The sequence below is a fragment of the Duncaniella sp. B8 genome, from assembly GCF_005304985.1.
Classification (GTDB): Bacteria; Bacteroidota; Bacteroidia; order Bacteroidales; family Muribaculaceae; genus Duncaniella; species Duncaniella muris.
In genome coordinates this window covers 1,550,563-1,571,968 of the sequence record NZ_CP040121.1, presented here as the reverse complement: position 1 = coordinate 1,571,968, position 21,406 = coordinate 1,550,563, and the positions used below count along the sequence as shown (strand labels likewise).

The 21,406-nt window shown below is 52.6% G+C and carries 21 protein-coding genes; 16 read left to right on the top strand and 5 right to left on the bottom strand.

Annotated elements, in window-relative coordinates:
• Positions 1–200: 200 nt before the first annotated feature.
• The 9 genes from pyrH (at position 201) to FDZ78_RS06845 (ending at position 9,040) form a co-directional block, all read left to right on the top strand.
• Positions 201–911, top strand: a complete 711-nt coding sequence (gene pyrH, locus FDZ78_RS06885; RefSeq protein ID WP_107032093.1) for a UMP kinase — start codon at positions 201–203, stop codon at positions 909–911.
• Positions 912–1,012: 101 nt separating this feature from the next.
• Positions 1,013–1,570: a ribosome recycling factor gene (gene frr, locus FDZ78_RS06880; protein WP_107032026.1), complete on the top strand. Its 558-nt coding sequence runs from the start codon at positions 1,013–1,015 to the stop codon at positions 1,568–1,570.
• Positions 1,571–1,828: 258 nt separating this feature from the next.
• On the top strand, positions 1,829–2,608 hold the full coding sequence (locus FDZ78_RS06875) for a radical SAM protein (RefSeq protein WP_123398734.1): 780 nt from the start codon (positions 1,829–1,831) through the stop codon (positions 2,606–2,608).
• Positions 2,605–3,522 carry an LD-carboxypeptidase gene (locus FDZ78_RS06870; RefSeq protein ID WP_136408293.1) on the top strand — a complete coding sequence of 306 codons (918 nt, stop codon included), beginning with the start codon at positions 2,605–2,607 and terminating at the stop codon, positions 3,520–3,522. The genes FDZ78_RS06875 and FDZ78_RS06870 overlap by 4 nt, the downstream gene beginning before the upstream one ends.
• Positions 3,523–3,769: 247 nt before the next feature.
• A complete protein-coding gene (ybeY, locus tag FDZ78_RS06865; protein WP_136408292.1) occupies positions 3,770–4,204 on the top strand; it encodes an rRNA maturation RNase YbeY in 435 nt (144 codons plus the stop codon).
• Positions 4,205–6,085 carry a tRNA uridine-5-carboxymethylaminomethyl(34) synthesis enzyme MnmG gene (gene mnmG, locus FDZ78_RS06860; RefSeq protein WP_136408291.1) on the top strand — a complete coding sequence of 627 codons (1,881 nt, stop codon included), beginning with the start codon at positions 4,205–4,207 and terminating at the stop codon, positions 6,083–6,085.
• A 65-nt stretch (positions 6,086–6,150) separates the two neighbouring features.
• Complete coding sequence (locus FDZ78_RS06855) at positions 6,151–6,669, top strand: adenine phosphoribosyltransferase (RefSeq protein ID WP_107032031.1); 519 nt, start codon at positions 6,151–6,153, stop codon at positions 6,667–6,669.
• A gap of 29 nt (positions 6,670–6,698) precedes the next feature.
• Positions 6,699–8,510, top strand: a complete 1,812-nt coding sequence (gene uvrC, locus FDZ78_RS06850) for an excinuclease ABC subunit UvrC (protein ID WP_124075736.1) — start codon at positions 6,699–6,701, stop codon at positions 8,508–8,510.
• Between the two features lie 104 nt (positions 8,511–8,614).
• Complete coding sequence (locus FDZ78_RS06845) at positions 8,615–9,040, top strand: hypothetical protein (protein ID WP_107032033.1); 426 nt, start codon at positions 8,615–8,617, stop codon at positions 9,038–9,040.
• A 212-nt stretch (positions 9,041–9,252) separates the two neighbouring features.
• Here the strand turns inward: FDZ78_RS06845 and FDZ78_RS06840 are convergent, their stop codons facing one another.
• Positions 9,253–10,020 (bottom strand): EFR1 family ferrodoxin, encoded by a 768-nt coding sequence (locus FDZ78_RS06840; protein WP_123398739.1) that lies wholly within the window; start codon positions 10,018–10,020, stop codon positions 9,253–9,255.
• 140 nt (positions 10,021–10,160) lie between these two features.
• On the opposite strand from FDZ78_RS06840, the gene FDZ78_RS06835 reads away from it, so the two are divergent.
• Positions 10,161–11,315, top strand: coding sequence for an MFS transporter (locus FDZ78_RS06835; protein ID WP_107032035.1), 1,155 nt, complete (start codon positions 10,161–10,163; stop codon positions 11,313–11,315).
• Positions 11,316–11,383: 68 nt separating this feature from the next.
• Here FDZ78_RS06835 and FDZ78_RS06830 read toward each other — a convergent pair whose 3' ends face one another.
• The 4 genes from FDZ78_RS06830 to FDZ78_RS06815 all read right to left on the bottom strand — a co-directional run bounded on the left by FDZ78_RS06830 (position 11,384) and on the right by FDZ78_RS06815 (position 15,221).
• On the bottom strand, positions 11,384–12,667 hold the full coding sequence (locus FDZ78_RS06830) for a DUF2851 family protein (RefSeq protein ID WP_107032036.1): 1,284 nt from the start codon (positions 12,665–12,667) through the stop codon (positions 11,384–11,386).
• 84 nt (positions 12,668–12,751) lie between these two features.
• Positions 12,752–13,231, bottom strand: coding sequence for a 6,7-dimethyl-8-ribityllumazine synthase (ribH, locus tag FDZ78_RS06825; protein ID WP_136408290.1), 480 nt, complete (start codon positions 13,229–13,231; stop codon positions 12,752–12,754).
• Between the two features lie 48 nt (positions 13,232–13,279).
• Positions 13,280–14,302, bottom strand: a complete 1,023-nt coding sequence (locus FDZ78_RS06820) for a hypothetical protein (protein ID WP_136408289.1) — start codon at positions 14,300–14,302, stop codon at positions 13,280–13,282.
• A 55-nt stretch (positions 14,303–14,357) separates the two neighbouring features.
• The gene (locus tag FDZ78_RS06815; protein ID WP_136408288.1) at positions 14,358–15,221 is read right to left on the bottom strand and encodes a hypothetical protein; all 864 of its coding nucleotides are present in this window, start codon (positions 15,219–15,221) and stop codon (positions 14,358–14,360) included.
• A 375-nt stretch (positions 15,222–15,596) separates the two neighbouring features.
• Between FDZ78_RS06815 and FDZ78_RS06810 the strand changes: the two genes are divergently transcribed.
• From FDZ78_RS06810 to FDZ78_RS06785, 6 genes are all read left to right on the top strand, one after another.
• Positions 15,597–16,232 (top strand): hypothetical protein, encoded by a 636-nt coding sequence (locus tag FDZ78_RS06810; protein ID WP_124075735.1) that lies wholly within the window; start codon positions 15,597–15,599, stop codon positions 16,230–16,232.
• An 8-nt stretch (positions 16,233–16,240) separates the two neighbouring features.
• The gene (locus FDZ78_RS06805) at positions 16,241–16,966 is read left to right on the top strand and encodes a hypothetical protein (protein WP_124075734.1); all 726 of its coding nucleotides are present in this window, start codon (positions 16,241–16,243) and stop codon (positions 16,964–16,966) included.
• Between the two features lie 510 nt (positions 16,967–17,476).
• Positions 17,477–18,271, top strand: a complete 795-nt coding sequence (locus tag FDZ78_RS06800; protein ID WP_136408287.1) for a 4-hydroxy-tetrahydrodipicolinate reductase — start codon at positions 17,477–17,479, stop codon at positions 18,269–18,271.
• A 27-nt stretch (positions 18,272–18,298) separates the two neighbouring features.
• Positions 18,299–19,777: a signal peptidase I gene (gene lepB, locus FDZ78_RS06795; RefSeq protein ID WP_136408286.1), complete on the top strand. Its 1,479-nt coding sequence runs from the start codon at positions 18,299–18,301 to the stop codon at positions 19,775–19,777.
• A complete protein-coding gene (locus FDZ78_RS06790) occupies positions 19,770–20,393 on the top strand; it encodes a WbqC family protein (RefSeq protein ID WP_136408285.1) in 624 nt (207 codons plus the stop codon). Before lepB ends, FDZ78_RS06790 begins: the two co-directional genes overlap by 8 nt.
• A gap of 23 nt (positions 20,394–20,416) precedes the next feature.
• The gene (locus FDZ78_RS06785; RefSeq protein WP_136408284.1) at positions 20,417–21,406 is read left to right on the top strand and encodes a glycosyltransferase; all 990 of its coding nucleotides are present in this window, start codon (positions 20,417–20,419) and stop codon (positions 21,404–21,406) included.

Sequence of the window (21,406 nt, the reverse complement as noted above, 5' to 3'; positions counted from 1 at the left end):
CGATTGCAAAATAGTTATGCGGAGAGAAGGATAGTGATATGAAATCCGGGAGCAAATATACTGAGATTTTGCAAAATTTGAGAAATTTGTAACAGAATTGTGTGACTTTTGAAATGGAATTGTCATTTTTTAAAGGAATAATCCTTACCTTTGTTGAAACAAGATCATCAGACACATATATTATATATAAGCACAAGGAAATGGAAGCAAAATACAAAAGAGTGCTGCTTAAACTCAGCGGCGAGTCGCTCATGGGAAAGCAGGGCTACGGGATAGACACCGAGCGTCTTTCGGAATATGCGTCACAGATCATGGAGATCTGCTCTATGGGTGTTCAGGTGGCCATCGTCATAGGCGGTGGCAATATTTTCCGCGGTCTTTCAGGAGCTGCCAAAGGTTTCAACCGTGTCAAGGGCGACCAGATGGGAATGCTCGCCACGGTGATCAATTCGCTGGCACTTTCATCGGCTCTTGAATCTATCGGACAGCCTGCAAAAGTGCTTACAGCCCTTAACATGTATCCTATCGGCGACTACTATTCAAATCGTGTGGCCATCGAGGCTCTTCAGCGCGGCGAAGTGGCCATCATAGCCGGCGGCACAGGCAATCCGTTTTTCACCACTGACACCGGAAGCGCCCTGCGCGGCATCGAGGTTGAGGCCGACGTGATGCTCAAAGGCACCCGCGTGGACGGAATCTATACGGCCGATCCCGAAAAAGATCCTGCTGCCGTCAAGTTTGACAAGATTTCCTATGACGAGGTCTATAACCGCGGTCTCAAGGTCATGGACCTCACGGCAACCGCTCTCTGCAAGGAGAACCATCTGCCCATCGTTGTGTTCGACATGGACACTCCGGGCAATCTTCTCAAGGTCATCAGCGGCGAGAACATCGGCACTCTTGTCTACTGACCCGCGCCTGTGATGGTCTGAGTCTGCCTTATGAGAGCTGACCGGCCCCGTGAAACCGATTGTTTTTAGAAACAGAAATAACCAATAAATACATCCCTTTTATGGAACCCTCTGATTACCTTAATCCGGCCGAAGAAAAAATGGAGATGGCCGTGGCTTATCTTGACGAATCGCTGGCCCATATCCGTGCCGGCAAAGCCAATCCGAAGATTCTTGACGCAGTGCGTGTGAGCTACTACGGCAGCAATGTGCCCGTGTCGCAGGTTGCAAACGTGGCTGTTCCTGACGCCCGTACAATCACCATCACTCCCTGGGAAAAGGCCATGTTCAAGGAGATTGAGAAAGCTATCATCAACTCTGAGATCGGCATCATGCCTGAAAACAACGGAGAAGTCATCCGTCTTTCCATCCCACCGCTGACTGAAGAACGCCGCCGTGCGCTGGTGAAGCAGTCGAAAGGCGAGGCTGAGAATGCCAAAGTGAGCGTGCGCAACGCCCGCCGCGATGCTATAGAAGGTCTGAAAAAGGCCGTGAAGCAGGGCATGAGCGAGGATGTCGAGAAGGATGCTGAAAATGATGTGCAGAAGCTTCATGACAAGTATCTCAAAAAGATTGACGATCTTTTTGCTGCTAAGGAAAAAGAAATTCTGACCGTCTGATCTGACGGAGTTTTTCTCGATAAAAGAGCCGGTGGAGATTCTCTGCCGGCTTGTTTTTTGATGACAGGGCTGGTTTTTCCAGGGTCAGCTGCCGATTTACCGCTCCGGATGGCGTGCCTTCTCTGTTGCATTTTGCAGGGGTGCATGGCGATTTTTAGGCTGAATTCTTCGGATAGGAGACGAAAATTGCTTAATTTTGTTTTAAAGAAACATGAAGTCAATATGATTTCAGTTTCTGAATAATCTCTAAGAAAAGATATGCAGACCGTACTCTTTCACTCTACTATTTTCGGGCCTATCAGATCGCGGCGGCTCGGCGTTTCGTTGGGGGTCAATCTGACTCCTGACGATGGAAAGATATGCACATTCGACTGCCTCTACTGCGAGGCCGGTTTCAATGCCCAGGGCCCCGGAACCACCGGTTTCGCGCCACGCGAACGGGTGGCACGCCTGCTCGAATCGCGCCTCAGAAACATGAGCGAAGCCGGCGAACCGCTTGATGTGATCACTTTCTCAGGCAACGGCGAGCCTACTCTCCACCCTGATTTCGGAGGGGTGATTGATGACACTCTGCGCCTGCGCGACCGCTATTATCCGTCGGCCAGAGTCAGTGTACTGAGCAACTCCACGCGCCTTGACCGCCACGATGTGGAGGAGGCTCTGCGCAAAGTCGACAACAATATTCTGAAACTCGATTCGGCCCTTACGGCGACAATGCGCGCCATTGACCGCCCTACACAGCCGTCGTTTACCTCGGAAAAGGCCATCGACCTGCTCTGCCGTTTCAAAGGGCAGTGCATAGTCCAGACCATGTTTCTGCGTGGCGAATACGAGGGTGTCAGGATTGACAATACCACTCCGGAAGAGGTCGATGCGCTCATCGAGGCTTATCGGCGAATTCAGCCCCGCGAGATAATGATCTATTCGATCGACCGTCAGACTCCGGCCCAGGGACTTGAGAAGGTGTCGCGCGAGGAACTTGAAGAAATTGCCCGGCGCATAAGCCTGGCCACAGACATAAAAGTACAGGTAGCATGACAGAGGAACGCCCGATACTGACTCCGCGACCGCTGCGCCACGGCGACCGTGTGGCAATAGTCTCGCCCGCCGGAATCATCAAGCCGCAGGTGGTCTACAATTCTCTTCCGGTGCTTGCCGACTGCGGGTGGGTGCCCTATGTAGGCAAAAATACTTTCGGCCGCTTCGGCACTTTTGCCGGAACGGATGACGAGCGTTATGCCGACCTTGAAGCGGCTTTGCTCGATCCTGACACCCGCGCCATCATCTGCTCGCGCGGAGGCTACGGCGTGGTCCATCTTCTCGACCGGCTCGACCGCCTGCCGCTGCGCGATGATCCGAAATGGATAGTGGGCTACAGTGACATCTCGGCTCTTCATGCCCTGATGACCCGCCACGGCATAAAGTCAGTCCACGCTCCGATGACGAAACACATTTCGGAGAACCGCGGACGCGACACGGATTCCCGCCGGCTTTTCGAAATTCTTTCAGGCGCCATGCCTGATCTGCGTGCGGGCGGCCATCCGCTCAACCGGCCCGGCGAAGCCGAAGGTCTTCTGGTGGGTGGCAATCTCGCTGTGATAGCCGGACTGCTCAGCACTCCGTTTGATGTCATAAGGCCCGGACGCATTCTCTTCATCGAAGACATTGCCGAACCTATATATAAGGTGGAGCGGATTCTCTACACTTTGCGCCTGAGCGGAGTGCTCGGTCATCTGGCCGGACTGGTGGTGGGCCGTTTTACGGATTATGCTCCAGACCGCGGGTCGGCGTCGATGGAGGAGATGATCAGCCGCATTGTGGCTGACTATTCTTATCCAGTGGCCTATGGAATTCCGGTGGGCCACGTGGACCACAATGTGCCGCTCGTCTGTTCATCGCTTGTCAGACTTGAGGTGACACGAAATTCAGCTGTCATCACACCGATAGGGTAGGGGAGAGGAGGACTGTTCCGTCAGCTCAGGCTCCGGCATCGGCATCAGTGCTGCGGCCGGTCTGTTTCAGGCAAAATCCTTTGAAAATTCACGCCCACCCGTGCAGACCAAAATGAATTTTTAATTCTCAGAGCCTTAAAATTCGGGTAATCTGTTTTGATTTAGTGAATTAAGTCCGATTTTGGCTTTTCGACGATTGAGTCAAATAAAATTTGACCGAGATAGAAAAAATACTTAACTTTGTAACATGAACAAAATTGAGTGGCTGACCGACGGCGTGACCCTTATGCCTGACATCGACGCCCCGCTTTTGGAAAAGTGGATAGCGGCGGTGGCCAAAACACACAACCGTATCGTCGGGCCTCTCACCTATATATTCTGCGATGACCAGAAGATCATAGAGGTCAACCGCCGGTTTCTGAATCACGACTATTTTACCGATATCATCACCTTTGACTATTCGCGCGGGCGAATGGTGTCAGGCGACATGTTTATTTCCCTTGATACGGTGCTTTCGAACTCCGAACTCGTGGGAGCCACTTATCAGCGTGAGCTTCTGAGAGTAATCATCCACGGAGTCTTGCATCTCTGTGGCATCAACGACAAGGGACCGGGTGAGCGTGAGATAATGGAAAATTTTGAAAACCAAGCACTTGTATTGCTTGACGAAATAAAATCATAAATGAACTTCGACTATGACGTCATTGTCATCGGCGCCGGTCATGCCGGATGCGAGGCTGCTCATGCGGCCGCGCGTCTTGGTGTGTCGACTCTGCTGATGACTATTGACATGAACAAAATTGCCCAGATGAGCTGCAATCCTGCTGTAGGTGGAATTGCCAAGGGGCAGATAGTTAGGGAAATAGACGCTCTCGGAGGCATGATGGGTGTTGTCACCGACGAGAGTGCCATACAGTTTCGTATGCTCAACCGCTCCAAAGGTCCGGCCGTATGGAGCCCGCGCTCACAGAGCGACCGTATGGAATTTTCGCGCCTGTGGAGAAATATCCTTGAAAATACCTCGAATCTCTCTATCTGGCAGGATTCGGCCAACGGCCTGCTGATTGAGGACGGACGTGTGACGGGCGTGACAACCTGCCTCGGCGTGACTTTCAAGGCCAGATGCGTGGTGCTGACCGCAGGCACATTCCTGAATGGACTGATGCACACCGGGCCGGTGAAACTGCCGGGAGGACGTGTTTCAGAGCCGGCTTCGCATGGTCTTACCGAGCAATTGCGCGAACTGGGCTTCACTACTGACCGCATGAAGACCGGAACTCCAGTGCGTATCGACGGCCGGTCGGTTGACTGGAGTCAGACCAATCTCCAGGACGGTGACAATGATTTCCACAAGTTCAGCTATCTGCCGAACATTCACCGCAAGCTACGTCAGCGTCCATGCCACACGGTCTACACCAATACCGAAACCCACAGAATTCTTCGGGAAGGACTGCCGTTCTCTCCCCTCTACAACGGACAGATCCAGAGCATCGGACCGCGTTACTGCCCCAGTATAGAAACCAAAATCGTAACCTTTGCCGACAAAGACGAACATCAGCTTTTCCTTGAACCTGAAGGCGAGGTGACCAACGAATATTACCTTAACGGCTTCTCGTCATCGCTGCCGATCGATGTCCAGATCCGGGCGCTGGAAACAGTTCCGGCTCTGCGCAACGTGCATATTTTCCGCCCCGGCTATGCTATCGAATATGACTTTTTTGACCCTACGCAGCTCTATCACACACTTGAGACGAAGCTCGTCAGCGGCCTCTATTTCGCCGGTCAGGTCAACGGTACCACCGGTTATGAGGAAGCCGCCGGACAGGGGCTGATAGCGGGAATCAATGCCGCTCTCAAGGTCAAAGGAGCCGAGCCGTTTACCCTCGCGCGCGATGAAGCTTATATAGGAGTGCTGATCGATGATCTCGTCACCAAGGGCGTCGATGAGCCTTACCGCATGTTTACCTCGCGCGCTGAATACCGCATACTTCTGCGTCAGGACGATGCCGACATGCGTCTCACACCGCGCGGTCATGCCATAGGACTCGCCACCGACTACCGCTTCAATGAAATGGAAAGCAAACGCCGTCAGCGCGACTCGCTCATTGAATTCTGCCGTGAATTTTCAGTGAAAGCATCGCTGATCAATCCCTATCTTGAAAGCATCGGAGAGCAGCCGTTGAAGCAGGGCGTGAAACTCCATGACCTGATTCTGCGCCCCGGCCTGACGGTTGAAATTCTTGCCAAAGGCATCGGGCCGTTTGCCGAATTCATAAAAGAAAATATAGAAGAAGCGCGACGTCAGGAGATCATAGAGGCAGCCGAAATTCTGATGAAATATCAGGGCTACATACAGCGCGAGCAGCAGATAGCCGACAAGCTCCGCCGGCTGGAGAACCTGACTATCCGCGGCAAGATCGACTATGCGTCGCTCACCGCACTCTCTACTGAAGCCAGGCAGAAACTCGAACGCATCAACCCCGAAACCATAGCCCAGGCATCACGCATTCCTGGCATCTCTCCGGCTGATATAAACATACTGCTGTTGCTCATGGGACGATGAAAAATCATTGTTTCACGTGGAACAATTTTACTAAAAAGAATCATAAATCTAAATTCAAATACATCATGGAATATCTGAAACAGCGCATCCGCGACGTCTATGACTTCCCTAAGAAGGGTATAGTTTTTAAGGATCTCACCACACTTTTCAAAGATCCACGCGGTCTGCATATCATCGGCTGGGACCTTTCCCAACTTTACCGCGACAAAGGTGTTACTAAAGTTGTAGGCATCGAGTCACGCGGCTTCATCGGCGGTTCGATCCTCGCATTCGAACTCGGAGCAGGCTTTGTGCCCGTCCGCAAGCCCGGCAAACTTCCTGCCGATACAATCCAGGCTTCATATGACAAGGAGTATGGAAAGGATGTGATCGAGATCCACCGCGATGCGATCACTCCTGATGACATCGTGGTGCTTCATGACGATGTGCTTGCCACCGGCGGAACAATGGCTGCCGCCTACGAGCTTGTAAAATCTATGAATCCTAAGAAGATTTACATTAACTTCATCATCGAGCTTTCGGCGCTCAACGGACGTGCGGTGCTTCCGGCCGATGCTGAAGTGACTTCGCTGATCACATATTAAACAACCTTTGATAAATACCTTCGATATCATTGGCCAAACATAAGAAATCGGCCTCTCTGACCGAAAAAATATCAATTCTTCCCGATACCCCCGGCGTCTATATGTATTATGACGCCGAGGGTACGGTGATTTATGTAGGTAAGGCTAAAAACCTCAAACGGCGTGTAAGCTCTTACTTCAACCGTACGCATGACAGTCTCCGCACCAATCTGCTGGTGCGCGCCATCACTGACATGAGCTATATAGTTGTGCCTACGGAGCAGGATGCGCTCAACCTTGAAGCCTCGATGATCAAGGAGTATCAGCCGCGCTACAATGTGTTGCTGAAGGATGACAAATCCTATCCCTGGATAGTGGTGACAAACGAGCCTTATCCGAGGGTTTTCATGACGCGCCAGCGCATAAAGGACGGGTCGAAATACTACGGCCCATATACCGACACGGGCAGCGCGCGCGCCACTCTTGATCTTCTCAGAAAGCTCTATTCCATCCGTTCGTGCCGTCAGCCGATGACTCTCGACTGGGTTCGGGCCGGCAAGGGCCGTCTCTGTCTCGACTATCATCTCAAGCGTTGCAAGGGGTGCTGCACGGGGCTTGTGTCGGCCGAGGAATATGGCCGTGATATTGAAAAGGTGCGCACTATTCTGCGTGGCGACATCGGGGAACTCCTGACGTATCTGCGGGGAGAAATGGAGAAACTCTCGCTTGAAATGCGTTTTGAAGAAGCTCAGGAACTCAAGGAACAGTATGATCTGATCAGACGCTATCAGGCCAAGAGTGTCATAGTCTCGCAGACCATCGAGGACATTGACGTGTTTGGTATAGACGATGAAGACAGCGATGTCTACATTAACTATATGCACGTGCGCCACGGTGCCGTTGTCAAGTCGGTCACGCTCGAATTCAAGCGCCGTCTTGACGAGTCGAAAGCGCAGCTTCTGGGCTATGCCATGTCTGAAATTTCAGAGAGTCTCGGAGTGAAATTCGACGATGTGATAGTGGCGGAAATGCCGGATGTGGAGATGCCCGATGTACGCTTCATAATGCCTCAGCGCGGCGACAAAGCCAAACTGCTGGAGGTCTCGCAGAAGAACGCGCGCCAGCATCGGGTGGACAAGATCAAGACAATGGAGAAACGGAATCCGGAGACGAGAGCCGACAGGATTCTGAAGCGGATGCAGTCTGATTTTCATCTCTCGGAACTGCCGCGCCACATAGAGTGTTTTGACAATTCGAACATCCAGGGCACGAATCCCGTGGCCTCATGTGTGGTCTTCAAAGATGCGCGTCCGAGCAAAAAGGACTATCGTCATTTCAACATAAAGACGGTGGTCGGACCTGACGATTTCGCCTCCATGAAAGAGGTGCTGACCAGGCGCTACACACGCCTTGTCAACGAGGGACGGGAGTTGCCGCAGCTCATCGTGGTTGACGGTGGCAAAGGTCAGCTGTCGGCAGCTGTGGAGGCTCTTGACGAGATGGGGCTGAGGGGCAAAATAGCTGTGGTCGGCATTGCGAAGCGCCTTGAGGAAATCTATTTTCCGGGTGACAGCATTCCGCTCTATATCGACAAAAACAGCGAGACTCTGCGGGTGGTACAGCACCTGCGCGACGAGGCCCACCGCTTCGGAATAACCCACCACCGCGACCGCCGCAGCAAGTCGCAGGCTGTCTCGGAACTTGACGGAATAAAGGGAGTCGGAGAGAAAACCCGCACGGCACTGCTGACCCATTTCAAGAGCGTCAGACGTCTGCGCGAAGCCGACCTCGATGCCATTGCCGAAGTGGTCGGTCCGGCCAAGGCTTCGATTGTTTTCGGAGCCCTCCATGCCGAGGAGTGAGTTATTGTCAGCCCTTCCCGCATCATCGCACTTAAAGGCCGTGGCGGGGCCTTATCTTTGCAATGAAATTTTCATTATCAAGAACCAATTGCAAAGAAACAGACATGAATCTCACACGTATCTTTCCGATCCTTCTTCTGCTGAGTGTGGAATACTCTGGGGTCTTCATCGCCGTCATTGCCGACCTTGTCAGCGGCCTTCGGAAATCTCGCTCCAGAGGAGAGAAATGTACTTCCTGGGGGCTGCGCCGCTCCGTCGACAAACTGCTGCGCTACTATCTCGCTCTGATGGCTCTCTCGCTTGTCGATTTCATGGCCATCGCCGCCTTTATCCTGCTCCGTGACTCCGGCTCTGTGGCCATACCTGAGTTTCCTTTTCTGACCACATTCGGGGCTTTGTCACTGGCGCTGATCGAAGTCAAAAGCATCTGCGAGAAGTCGGAAGACAAGGGCGATCTGCGCCGTGCCGCAGGGCTGCTTTCCGATATTCTTTCCCGCATTCCGGCCGGATTTCTAAGCCGTCTGAAATAGCGGTCTTGGTCGTGATTCCGGAGCGATCCTGTAGCGCTCCTGTAGCAATCCTGGCTGCTTCCGTTTGAACCGTCTCCTCATTGTCATTATTCCGAAACTAAAAAATTAGTCTGATCTGCATGGCCGCATAAGCCATACTGAGCAGACTAAATTTTTTAGATACTGATCCCTCTTTTCAGAGGGTGATTTAACAAGTTCTGTGCCGATCCGTTTCAGCGGGTCCGGTTGTTGGCATGGATTATATCCTGCAGCGTGACGGCCGGATTCCTGAAGCAGTAGCGGCTGCGCTCATTGCGGTATCTGACGGCACCCTGCGGACAGTTGTGGTAACAGGCGGTGCATTTCAGGCAGTCGCCCTGCCATTGCGGATGGCCGCCGGCGAGTTGCACGTTGGCATTCGGACAAACCTTGACGCAGGTTCCGCAGCCGTTACACTTGTCAGCCTCGACGCTGAATCCGCTGTCGAATTTCGGGCCCTGCGGCATCCGTTCTTCAATAATTCCGATCAGCCTGCTAACCACTCCGGGTTTCTCAACAAAGCATTTCCGCTCCCTGATCTCCCCTGCTATCGCATCCATGCAGACGGAGATTTTTTTGCGTCCGCAGTCTCTGACCTGACGGCTGACACTGACGATTATGAAATTGTTGTCGACCATCTTTATAGTGCGGATGTAGTCGAATATGATGCCTGTCTCCTTCCCTAAGCGGCACATGTGAGTGGCCGCGCGTCCGGCAAGCTCACCGTAGGTCAGAACGGCGAAGAGATATGGCGCCCGTAGGCTGAGGCGGCGCATCAGCTGAGTGACCACAGCGGGTATCTGCCCGAAATAGACAGGCATCACAAGACCTATCCCTTCAGGGTCGCTGAGCTCGACGGAGCCGGCTTGCCGCAGGAGTGTCACGGCGCTTATGCAGCGTCCGCCAATATGCCTGGCCACGGCAAGCGAATTGCCGGTGGCGGTGAAATAAATTACTGTCATGCAGATTTCTGTTAACTGCGTTGGGTCTGCAAAAGTAGCAATAAAAATTTGTCAGCTAAGGGATTTTAGCTAATTTTGCAGGCCAAAATGTCAGTGAAATGGTGCATTATATTGGTTCTCAATAGTTTAAAGATTGTTTTATGAAATGGATGCCCTTGATCCTGCTCACGGTTGCGGGATTCACATTCAACACCTCCGAGATAACCCCTATCGGACTTCTCAGCGACATAGCCGCTGACTTCGGAGTCAGCGAAGCCCGTGCCGGCCTGCTGATTTCTATCTATGCCTGGGTTGTAGCCCTGCTTTCTCTGCCGCTGATGCTCTGGTGTGCGCGCATGGATTTCCGTAAACTGCTGCTGATAATAGTCGGAGTCTTTTTTGTCAGCCACATCGGATCGGTACTCGCCACGGGTTACTGGACACTCCTCGCATCGCGTATCGGAGTGGCCTGCGCCCATTCGCTTTTCTGGTCCATAGCTCCGCCGATGGCAGTTGCGGTCACCCCCGACGGCAAGCGGTCTACAGCCTTGAGTGCGCTTGTAGCCGGCGGCGGCATCGCTCTTATAGCCGGTCTGCCCCTCGGCCGTATGCTCGGTCTTCTTGCCGGATGGCGTGTCACGTTCGGCGCACTCGGTCTTCTGGCGGGACTGATCCTTATAGGGCTTTTCCGTTTCTTCCCCACACTGCCCCGCAGCGGAGAGGGCGAATCGCGGCGCGACATGCTCCGCGATGTGATCACCAGTCGCCCGCTGCTGATGGTCTATTTCATCACGGCCGTGATTGTGACCGGACACTACACGGGCTACAGCTACGTCGAGCCGTTCATGGACCGTATTGTCCACATGCAAGCCAGGGCCATCACTCTTACACTTGCTCTTTTCGGCATAGCCGGTCTGCTCGGCAGCGCTGTCATGACCCGTTATTTTTTCCGCTATCCGCGCCGGATCATCAGCATGGCCTGCATCGGTCTTCCGGTGATGCTTCTGCTTCTGCTCCCGGTAGCCTCGCTGTCGGTGAGCCTGCTCGCGCTGCTCTGCATTCTGTGGGGACTTGCCATGACGATCTACAATATCGCTTTCCAGAACGAGATCATAGTGCTTGCGCCCCACAACTCGGCAGTGGCCATGAGTCTCTACTCCGGAATCTTCAATCTCGGCATTGGCGGAGGCGCTTTTGTAGGCGGCATTGTCTGTGACCACGGAATGATGGCCGACATCGGTTTTGTGGGCGGTTCTATCGCTCTTGTGGCCGCGATCTACGCAATCTTCCGTTATCTGCCTTTGCGTCGATTTTAGGGGTGTTTCCGTGGCTTTTTCTTTGCGATATTTTCTGCGAAACAAATCGCGGGGCCGGAGAAGGTCTTTCAGCGGCGGCGGGCGTGTCTGGCAAGCAGACTGTGGCCGAGACGGCAGTAAAGACATTTGCGCTCTTCGCAGTAGCGGCGGCGCAGCTGGATGAGAGCCTGAGATGTGAAGGCATCCTTGCAGCCGATGCCTGCGTTTGAGAAAAGAGTCACAATCGAATTGCTTTCCGGCGGAAGTTCCTGAAGCCATTCAACTGCCCGACGGGTCATCTCTTCATCGCCGTGCATGTTGCCATAGGCCATCAGGAGCGGGATGGCCACGTTGATAATAAGAATGTCGGCCGAGTTCCGGCTGAGGGTGTCGAAGTTGCGTTCGCTGCCTGGCCCGAAAGTGAAATGGCAGGCCCAGTAGCCTGTGAGCGGCTGGCGGAAGAGTTCGCGCAGGGAGTCGATACTTTCGGTACTGGTTATTTTTCTGACGAGCCTGAAATCGGAGGCTACGAGCTGCGCAAGAAGGGCTATGCGGCGGTGGGGGAAATTGTGGGGGCGCATACGGGCCATTTTCCAGCCTAAAGGCTGAAGGGGGCGCAGAGAGAATTTATGGGCGAAGAATTTGTGCTCCCTGATCAGTTCTTCTACATATGGATCGGTTTTTGGAGCGTTGTCGAGGAAGCCTCCCTGGCCGAAAAACAGGGCTTCCATAGTCAGCTGCGAGTCGCTGTGCTTGCGCAGGAAATGCAGAGGCAGTGACATTGCCAGCCGCTCCATCGGTTCGGAATTGGTGCTGAATCCGAGGGCGCGGGCGAGGATCACGTAGCAGGTCTGTTCCCAGTCACCGGTGTAACGGGCGAGGAGTTCCTCAATGTGTGCGGCCTTGGAATATATGCGCTCATAGGCAAGTGATGTCAGCCAGTCTGTGAGGCGGAGCGAGTCGAGGGTCTTTATTTCCTCGGCACAGGGCAGGTCTATGTCGGCGCGGTCAACCAGCTCATGATAGCGGATATGGAATTCCGGCTCGCATTTCATCACCATCTGCGGAATTATCTCTCCGTTGTGGCGTCTGACGGCGGTGTCGTCACGGTCGACCACATGGAGCACCACGGAGTCATATGCGCGGTCGCCGTCGTGGCGGTGGCGGTGCCAGTCACTTGCTCTGACATGGATCTCGATGTCACCGGCCCACATGGCTTCGCCAAGTTTTATTTTGGCATTGAAAAAGTCAGGCCCCGCATCGGTGTTGAGCCGACCGGGGTCTATGACTGTGACTTTACGCCCGTCCACAGTGACCATGTCCGTTGTTTCCAACAGACGGTGCTGCCACACGTATTGCATCAGGCGTTCCATTCAGGGGTTTGCGGTGGAGAGGCGGGGAGGTGAGAGAATATAGGAATGAGGAGGTGGCGTTGAGCCAACGGGAGGGCGGAGGGCTTAAAGCTCGTCGATATGGCGGTTGAGAGCTACCATCTTGATTGCTGTCTCGGCTGCTTCGGCACCCTTGTTGCCGAGCGAGCCGCCTGCGCGGTCAAGAGCCTGCTGCTCTTCGTTGACGGTGAGCACTCCGAAAATCACCGGGATGTCACAGTCGGCGTTGAGCGAGGTCATGCCCTGGGTCACGCTCTGGCATACGTAGTCGAAGTGGGGAGTGTCGCCCTTTATCACGCATCCAATGATTATGATGGCGTCATATGATCCGGTTTCGATGAGCTTAGAGGCTGCGAATGTCAGTTCTACGGCTCCGGGTACGCTGACCACTGTCACGTCTTTTTCGGGCATTCCGTAGCTGCGCAGAGTGTCAAGAGCGCCGTCGCGGAGGGCTCCGGTGATGTGGCCGTTCCATTCGGCTACTGCTATCGCTATTCTGAAGTCTTTGATTCGGGGGAGTGAGCTGGTAGGGGTGTGCTGTGACATTGTGAAGTTCCTTGTTTTGATTGGTTTTAATTTCAGTCTCCGGGCTTTTTATTTCGGGAAAACCTTGTGCCAGAGGCCGAGTATGTCGAGCGATGAGCTTTTGGCATTGTAGAGTCTGTCGACAATGCGGCGGTGCTCGTCGGTGGCGTTGATCTTTGTGGCTTTATGGAGCATGGTGTTGAGCAGGTGGATGCCCTTGTCCTTCATGGCGCTTATGCGGAGCATGGATTCACCGAGGGCTATTGACAGGCGCAGGTGCCGCAGGGTGAACTGAGGTTCGATCTTGGTCAGATATTTCAGCGCGCGGGTGTAGTACTGCACGGCTTCGCGGTGGCGTCCCATCTGCACGAGTGTGTCGCCCTCGGCTGTTATCGAGTCGATCAGGCGGCTTGTGGCTTCCTCCACTTCCACTCCGGCACTGACCATTTGCAGATAGGTAGAGGTTACGGCCTGGTAGTGGGCCAGGAGTTCGGCCTGGCTGACGCGGTTGCGGTAGGTGGCTGTAGCGGCGTTGAGGGCCATTACGTGAGGCGAGGCATAACGGGCCGGATCGTTCTTGGCCAGGCGCTCGAAGATTTTGAGCGATTTGGCCAGTTCGCGCTCGGCCTGCTTGTACTCCTTGCGTTCGGTGTGGAGATAGGCTATGTCATAGAGCAGCGCGCCGAGTATGGCTAGAAATGGCTCGTCTTTGCGCTTCGGTTCCTGGGCCAGAAGCGAGAGGGCCGATGCGGCGGTGGTCATGGCGGCCTCGCTGTCGGCTTTCTCGATATAGAGAGCGGTGAGAATCTGCATCAGGGCGGCGTGGATGTTGAGCAGATTGCGTTCTTCCTCACCGTTGCGGCTGATCAGCTCGTCAATTTCGCAGACTCCGTGGATGGCACGGTCGATCTCCCCTTTCTCAACCATCTCCATAGCTGTGGAGCGCAGAAAGTCATAGGCTGTGTTGAAGTCTGCGTCGCCGATCGCATGGCGGACTTCCGACATTGAGCGGTTGCGTCTCAGCAAATTTCTGAGAGAGGCTATATCGGTGGTAGTCTGTGCGAATACCGGCTCTAAGGATATGGCTTTCATCTGTCGGCTCTTTGGTGGGTGTGGGGATGGTTGATGATGTTTTGAGTGGTTTCGGTCAGCGTGAGCATGGATGGTTGATCTCTGAAGCGAGTTCGCTGTGGGCTGTCTCGTTGGCGAGGTTCATTATCTCGTCAGGATCGCGCATGCCTTCTGTGAGCGCTCTGACGGTGCCTGCGAGAGCTCCTGCGGTCCACTGCAGTTCTGTGTTGTCAGTCGGGTGGCAGAGCAGGCTCCATGAGCGGTTGCCGTCAAAGAAGCGGAGTTTCTTTGCCACGGGGTCCATGTGGAGGAAACGCGGGCAGTAGAAAAGTATGTGGTCCTTGAAGATGGCTTCGGTTTCTTTGCCTTCGAAGATTGCGCGGATGTCGGCATCGCGGGCCACTATGAGGTCGGCCAGTTCAAGGCAGTCGAACACCGACGGCATCACCCGTGTGATTCTCGGCACCTGATGGGCTTCGAAATATGGCAGATATATAAGGAAGGCTTTGCGGGCCTTGGCATGGCGCAGGAGTTCGAGCAGCCGGGCATGGTTGCGGTCTTCGAGGGCCATGTATGATCCGTAGACCACTATGTCGCCTTCATCTATTCTCGGCCAGACGGCATTGACCGGTTCTGCGGGGAAGCGGCTGTGGTCCACTTTCCGGCTGTCGGCACCATCGGAGAATATTCTGACCGGGCTTACACCTTCGGTGAAGCGGTCAACGGATGTCACGTCGACACGGGCTTCTTCAAGCGTTCTGACTATATGGTCGCCGACAGTTCCGGCAGCGGCCTCTCCGACGCAGAGAGTCGGGAGCTCCATGCGTCCGTCAAGCATCGCCGCGTTCACGGCCCAGTCGCCCACTCCTGTCTGAGCTGAGCCATCCGGGCTCAGAGCCACGTTGAGCGACAGCTCTCCGATATAGATTGCCTTTTTCATAAATTGATGATTCTGTTGTCAAAGAGGAGCGGACAAGCCTTTGGCGTGGTCCGTCAGAAGAGTAACGTCTGTAAACCGAGTAAGTTCACTCGGCAGACTCTTCAACCTCACGGCAAAATTAAGCAAAAATCATGACTTTTCGCACCACCATTCCCAAGAAATAATTATCTCCTTTATTAATAGACTTAAGGACAGAAGACGGTTAATTAAATATTTTATTTGTCTAAGTTGTAAATGTTATGATTATAAACATTTTGCGACTGTTTGTTTTGAAATTAAAATAAAATGACTTAGTTTTGTAGGAACTTAACATTTCAGCACTCTATGTTTACTCTGGATTCTCCTTATAGCTTATGGTAATAAATAAAGTAAGACATGAAAAGCATTAGATTTTTGATATTTATCTTGATTGGGATATCTGTTCCCGGATGTGTGATGTTGTTTCCTCACAAAGAGTTTAAAAAGGCGGATCAGAGAGCATTATTCACTACGCACTATGCTGCTGATCCGGACGGGACTCTTAACACCGGCCTTTATTTATTATATGATGAATCCTGTTCAAAATTTTTGAAAGGTGGAGGTTTTATACTCTTTGAGGATGGATGTATTGAATCGGCTTTTTTGAGTTTGGATTTTTTATGTCTTAAAGATGCGACTTCGGAAAATATGGAGAAATTGATTGATGCACATTTTCTGACATTCGGCAGTGAGGGTATTTACTTTGTGAAAGGAGAAAAGCTGCTTACAGACATTTACTACAATCCGATGTATAAAATATGGGAACTGAGCAAAGAAGAATATATCATTATTGATGAGAATACAGTGGAGACTTTGCCGACTGAAAATGAAATTAACCGTATTTGTAAAGTCCGTAAGCTCTATCGGCGCATAGCGATGTTCTCGTCTTTGTCTTTTCCATCGAAACAAAGCATCAAGAATAAAAAGTGGATGTGGGAATCAGGATCGGAGTGGAAGATATATAAAAAATCAGAAGAAATTAGAAATAAATAGGGATGGCTATGAAACGTTATAAATTAATCGTCAATATATTACTGTTGTTTATCTGTTCGGCCTGTGTGATAGTTAAAGGGCCTGAGATCAAATTTGACAGGAGCCGACAGGGAGCCTTATTCAGTTCAGGATTTAAGCCAAATGAGACAGGACTTTTGAAAACATCCGGCTATTATCTCCTTTTTGATGTAGATTGTGCAAATTATCTGGAGGGAGACGGTTTCAGACTTTGGGATGACGGAGCTGTTTCGAATATTTATTTCTGGTTGAGAGGCGTATCTGAAGAGTTGCTGTCCGGTGAGTTTATGGATGCGGTCATTGAAACTGGAGGTGTTTTATTTAAGGACGGAAACTATGGTTATTCAATGGGCGGAATCTACAAAGTAGAGGGTGATACATTAATAATTGACCGTTATTTTAAAGATGATAATTCGTGGTGGCATGACTATTGGACAATGGAAAAAAAGAAGTATAAAATAATTGATGACGGACTCTTTCTAATGGAAATCAGTCCTGACAGTTGTTGCCTCCAAGATGAGATAAGAGAAAAATTTTGCGGGGATCGGTTTTTTCGTTTTGTTCCTGCATCCATATTTATGAATGAGCGTTTTCTTGGGGTGAAAGATGCCAAATGGATGTGGGAAGATGAGGCTGAATGGAAAACATATAGACGGGAGTGGAAAAAGTGGCGCAAAAAATTTCTCATGGGTGCTTATGATGAATGGGTACATTGATAGAGCCCTAATGATGCGGGAACAGGTATAAAATCAAGAGAGACAGATGCTTTGTGGGGCGCTTCTGTCTCTCTTTGGTCTATCTGTCTTATATATATGTGTGTGGCGGTGGGATTATCTGCCGGTGATGTCTGAGATGTTGAATGAGCCTGACATGGTGCAGACTTCTGTCTTTCCGTGGAGTATGGCGAAGAGGAAATCGCGGATCTTTTCTACGGTCACGGTGGCGGTCTTGCCGTGGCGGTCGCGGCCTATGTTGAAAAACCCAGACTCGGATGACGCCCTGAGCCAAGGTCGGTTTGACCCCTGAAAATATTTTATTTTTGACCCCTAAAGAGATTGGCCGACGGGGTCATCCGAGTCTGGGTTTTCCGCTGTGGATGGCTCTGAGCGGTTTTTGTATGCCGACCTGGAAAGAAAATTGCTGAAATTGGAGAATTTGTGTAAATTTGCAACATCTATGGCCCGCAGCGGGCCACTGATTCCACGCTTCAGAAGAATTACAGATTTATGAAAATAGCCCTTATAGGTTACGGGAAGATGGGTCACGCCATCGAGCGCATCGCCCGTGAACGCGGCCATGAGATTGTCGCAATAATTGACGTTGATAATAATGCAGATATTGACGGCGAGGCCTTTGCTTCGGCTGAGGCTGCCATCGAGTTCACAACCCCTTCGACCGCGCCTGACAATGTGATGCGCGCTGCCGCAGCCGGAGTGCCGGTGGTCTGCGGATCAACCGGCTGGGCCGCCCGCCGCGATGAGGTTGAGAAGCGCGTAAGCGAAGTAGGTGGCGCTCTCCTGGCTTCAAGCAATTTCAGCATCGGGGTCAATGTATTTAATATTGTCAACCGCAAATTGGCCCGTCTGATGAGCCATCTTCCACAATATAAGCCTCATATGTATGAGACTCATCATGTCCATAAACTCGACCATCCGTCAGGCACGGCCATCACTCTCGCCGAGGGTATCATAGCCGAGAATGACCGCGTCAGTTCCTGGGCCGACGAGGGAATGGTCAGCGTAGACAGCTCGAACGCTTCTCTGACTCCGGCGCAGATCGCCGCCGGTCTTGAACCGAAGCCCATGATAGCAGATGGTGCTCTTCCGGTGCTGAGTCTGCGTGAAGGCGAGGTGCCCGGCACCCACATCATCGAGTGGGACTCGCCGGTTGACACTATCGAGATCACGCACCGCGCCAAGAGCCGCGACGGATTCGCCCTTGGAGCCGTGATGGCCGCCGAATGGATTGCGGGAAAGAAGGGCATTTTCTCGATTGATGAAATGATGCAGGATCTCCTTTAATAAGAATCTCTCCTTAAAACTGAATATATGACAACAAATAACGACAAGACTGCCGGAAGCGGAAGTTTCGCTGAGGATTTCCGGCGCCGTGTGGCCGACAACCGCACTTCACGCTGGGTGCGCTTTGCCATCGTCTCGCTGATCTTTTTCCTTTGGGTGGCATGGCTCGGCAACTGGTGGGTGGCTCTGTTCTGGTTTCTTCTTTTTGACATCTACATAACAGGATATATACCTCTGACCTGGTGGAAGAAATCGAAAAGCGCTGCCGTGAGGGCTGTGATGAGTTGGGTGGATGCCATTGTCTACGCACTTATTCTTGTCTACTTTGTATTCACCTTCATAGGGCAGAATTATCAGATACCCTCGTCATCGCTTGAAAAATCGTTGCTTGTAGGCGATTATCTGTGGGTCAACAAGATGGCCTACGGACCAAGGGTGCCGATGACTCCGGTCCACTTCCCGCTGGTGCAGAACACGTTTCCGATCATCAACACCAAGTCTTATCTGGAGACTCCGCAGTGGACCTACCACCGCCTCAAAGGGCTCGGACAGGTGGAGCGGGGCGACATTGTGGTGTTCAACTTCCCTGCCGGTGACACAGTGGCCACTAAAGTCACCAATCCCGACTATTATTCGCTGGTGCGGGCTTACGGACGTGAGAACATTCTCCGTAATCCACAGACTTTCGGCGAGGTTGTCTATCGTCCGGTTGACCGCCGTGAGAATTATGTGAAGCGCGCTGTAGGCCTGCCCGGTGAGTGGCTTAAGATTGTAGACGGCGTGATCCATATCAACGGAGAGCCTGTCGAGCAGCCTGAAAACGTTCAGTTCAACCATTACTTCCAGCTCCGCCAGGGTGCTATGACAGAGGCGAAGTGGGATGAACTCGGCATTGCCTCCGATGACCGTCACTCGGTCAATATTACTCCTGACGATATCTCAGGTCTTCAGATACTTGGATTCACTGTCAACCCTGACGGCACTGTGCCTCCGGTCTACATCTCTCCTCTGACACCCGCTATGGTCAAGACTCTTGAATTAGATCCGGCTGTGGCCAAGGTGATGAAGGTGCCTTCATTCTCCCCCGAACCTCTTTTCCCTGAGGCTGTGAGCCAGGGCTGGACTCCGGCCGACTATGGCGAGATCTGGATTCCGCGCAAGGGTGCTGCTCTCAAGATGGGTCCGCGGGCCTGGGACATCTACGGGCGTGTGATCCGTGTCTATGAGGGCAATTCTGATGCCGAGTTCCGTGACGGCAAGCTCTATATAGGCGGTGAGCCGCAAGACAGCTATACGTTCAAGATGGACTATTATTTCATGATGGGCGATAACCGCGACAATTCGCTCGACTCGCGTTTCTGGGGGCTGGTGCCTGAGGACCATATAGTAGGCCGGCCGGAGCGAGTGCTGATCTCCTTTGACAAAGACCGCTCGCTCTTCAACGGCGGCATCCGTTGGGACCGCATTTTCATGAACGCCAACCCTGACAAACCGAAATATGAGTGAGGCCGGAAGAGCTGTCACCGTGCTGTTGCTTCCGCCGATGCTGTGTGCTCCGGCGGAGGTCTATGCCCGCATCGCGGCGTTGGGCGGGGAGGCGCGTTTTGACTGGAGCCGCCGATTCGACAAGCGGTTCAAGGACAGTCACCGTTTTGCCATAGCCGATACCCGCGGACGTCTGGAACTGACGGTTCCGATAGCCAAGCCTCAGTCTTCGCATTGCCGCTGGGATGAGATCCGCATTTCGGATCATGGCCAGTGGTGGGACGTGCACCGTGTGGCGCTAGAAAGCGCCTATGGGCGCACTCCGTATTTTGAATTCTATATAGACCGTCTGCTCCCTATGCTTACCGACGGAGTCTGCGGGCGCTATCCCCTGCTCAGGGATCTTGCCGGCGCCTGGGATTCATGGATAAGAAAAACTCTTGAACTTCCTGCCGCCACAGATGCGGAATCTGCTCCGCTGACAGTCTGTGAGGCCGGTCCCGCCGACCGTGAGATCGTGCTGCCGCAGTACTGGCAGATCCGTGCCGACAAGCTGGGTTTTATCTCCGGACTTTCGGTGCTCGATCTGATTTTCAATCTTGGTCCTGAAGCCGTCATCTATCTTGACAGGCTCTGAACATCTCTCTTACCTGATTTCTGATGCCACAATCACCTGCAATATCCATAATTATACCTGTATATAATGCAGAAGCCTCTCTGCGGCGCTGCATTGACAGTCTGCTCGCCCAGAGCTTCGGCGATTTCGAGCTGATAGCCGTGGATGACGGCAGTTCTGACCGATCGGCCGGGATTGTCAGTGCCTATGCTGCCGATGACAATAGGGTCAGGCTGCTTACTCCGGGACATGGCGGAGTTTCCGCTGCCCGCAACTGCGGGATAGATACCGCCCGCGGCACGTGGCTTACCTTTGTGGATTCCGATGATTATGTGGCACCTGACTATCTGGAGAGACTGATCAGCGGGTGTGAAGACACTGACTTTGCCATTTCGGCCTATTCCGTGGTAAATCCGGGTGAAAGTCCGAGGGCTGTCAATGTGCTGGCCGGAGAACTTCTGACCGACCGGAATGGCAATTGCGCCCTACCGGCTCTTATGGCGGCTTTCAGAGCCGATGCCTTAGGCTTTGTGTGGGGCAAACTTTTTCGCCGTGAAAGTCTCGACTCGGACTGTCTGCGTTTTGAAAGTGACATCACTTTCGGAGAGGATGGAATTTTTTGCTTTTCCTATCTCCGTCATGTCAGAAATTGTCATGTCAGCCTGAATCCCGGTTATTTCTATGTCCGCAGCGCCGACAATTCCTCATTGGCCATGTCGGCCCCGGCTTCAGTCCGTCTTGCAGGTCTTGAGCGTTTCTGGGAAATAATTATGTCGAAAGGATTTGAGAACCTGTCAGTGAGAAAAAAGATGGAGGTCTACTGTCTTGACGGCCTGCTGGCGGCGATCACGGCTGACCGGCTGTCGGCGCAGCCGTCACTTTCGGCTGATGACAGATATGGCTGCTATGATAAGATACGGCAGCGGCTTCTGCCTTCGTCCTATAGGCCGTATGTCCCTTTTTTCTTTGATTTTTGCGGTCGTTTCCACTGGTGGCGGCTCTACGAGCGTCTGTATAAACTGATTTACCTTTAG

What these genes read in the sequence shown, in the direction of transcription:
- pyrH (WP_107032093.1), top strand. Translation starts at nt 201, where the DNA reads ATGGAAGCAAAATACAAAAGAGTGCTGCTTAAACTCAGCGGCGAGTCG.
- frr (WP_107032026.1), top strand. Translation starts at nt 1,013, where the DNA reads ATGGAACCCTCTGATTACCTTAATCCGGCCGAAGAAAAAATGGAGATG.
- FDZ78_RS06875 (WP_123398734.1), top strand. Translation starts at nt 1,829, where the DNA reads ATGCAGACCGTACTCTTTCACTCTACTATTTTCGGGCCTATCAGATCG.
- FDZ78_RS06870 (WP_136408293.1), top strand. Translation starts at nt 2,605, where the DNA reads ATGACAGAGGAACGCCCGATACTGACTCCGCGACCGCTGCGCCACGGC.
- ybeY (WP_136408292.1), top strand. Translation starts at nt 3,770, where the DNA reads ATGAACAAAATTGAGTGGCTGACCGACGGCGTGACCCTTATGCCTGAC.
- mnmG (WP_136408291.1), top strand. Translation starts at nt 4,205, where the DNA reads ATGAACTTCGACTATGACGTCATTGTCATCGGCGCCGGTCATGCCGGA.
- FDZ78_RS06855 (WP_107032031.1), top strand. Translation starts at nt 6,151, where the DNA reads ATGGAATATCTGAAACAGCGCATCCGCGACGTCTATGACTTCCCTAAG.
- FDZ78_RS06845 (WP_107032033.1), top strand. Translation starts at nt 8,615, where the DNA reads ATGAATCTCACACGTATCTTTCCGATCCTTCTTCTGCTGAGTGTGGAA.
- FDZ78_RS06840 (WP_123398739.1), bottom strand. Translation starts at nt 10,020, where the DNA reads ATGACAGTAATTTATTTCACCGCCACCGGCAATTCGCTTGCCGTGGCC.
- FDZ78_RS06835 (WP_107032035.1), top strand. Translation starts at nt 10,161, where the DNA reads ATGAAATGGATGCCCTTGATCCTGCTCACGGTTGCGGGATTCACATTC.
- FDZ78_RS06830 (WP_107032036.1), bottom strand. Translation starts at nt 12,667, where the DNA reads ATGGAACGCCTGATGCAATACGTGTGGCAGCACCGTCTGTTGGAAACA.
- ribH (WP_136408290.1), bottom strand. Translation starts at nt 13,231, where the DNA reads ATGTCACAGCACACCCCTACCAGCTCACTCCCCCGAATCAAAGACTTC.
- FDZ78_RS06820 (WP_136408289.1), bottom strand. Translation starts at nt 14,302, where the DNA reads ATGAAAGCCATATCCTTAGAGCCGGTATTCGCACAGACTACCACCGAT.
- FDZ78_RS06815 (WP_136408288.1), bottom strand. Translation starts at nt 15,221, where the DNA reads ATGAAAAAGGCAATCTATATCGGAGAGCTGTCGCTCAACGTGGCTCTG.
- FDZ78_RS06810 (WP_124075735.1), top strand. Translation starts at nt 15,597, where the DNA reads ATGAAAAGCATTAGATTTTTGATATTTATCTTGATTGGGATATCTGTT.
- FDZ78_RS06805 (WP_124075734.1), top strand. Translation starts at nt 16,241, where the DNA reads ATGAAACGTTATAAATTAATCGTCAATATATTACTGTTGTTTATCTGT.
- FDZ78_RS06800 (WP_136408287.1), top strand. Translation starts at nt 17,477, where the DNA reads ATGAAAATAGCCCTTATAGGTTACGGGAAGATGGGTCACGCCATCGAG.
- lepB (WP_136408286.1), top strand. Translation starts at nt 18,299, where the DNA reads ATGACAACAAATAACGACAAGACTGCCGGAAGCGGAAGTTTCGCTGAG.
- FDZ78_RS06790 (WP_136408285.1), top strand. Translation starts at nt 19,770, where the DNA reads ATGAGTGAGGCCGGAAGAGCTGTCACCGTGCTGTTGCTTCCGCCGATG.
- FDZ78_RS06785 (WP_136408284.1), top strand. Translation starts at nt 20,417, where the DNA reads ATGCCACAATCACCTGCAATATCCATAATTATACCTGTATATAATGCA.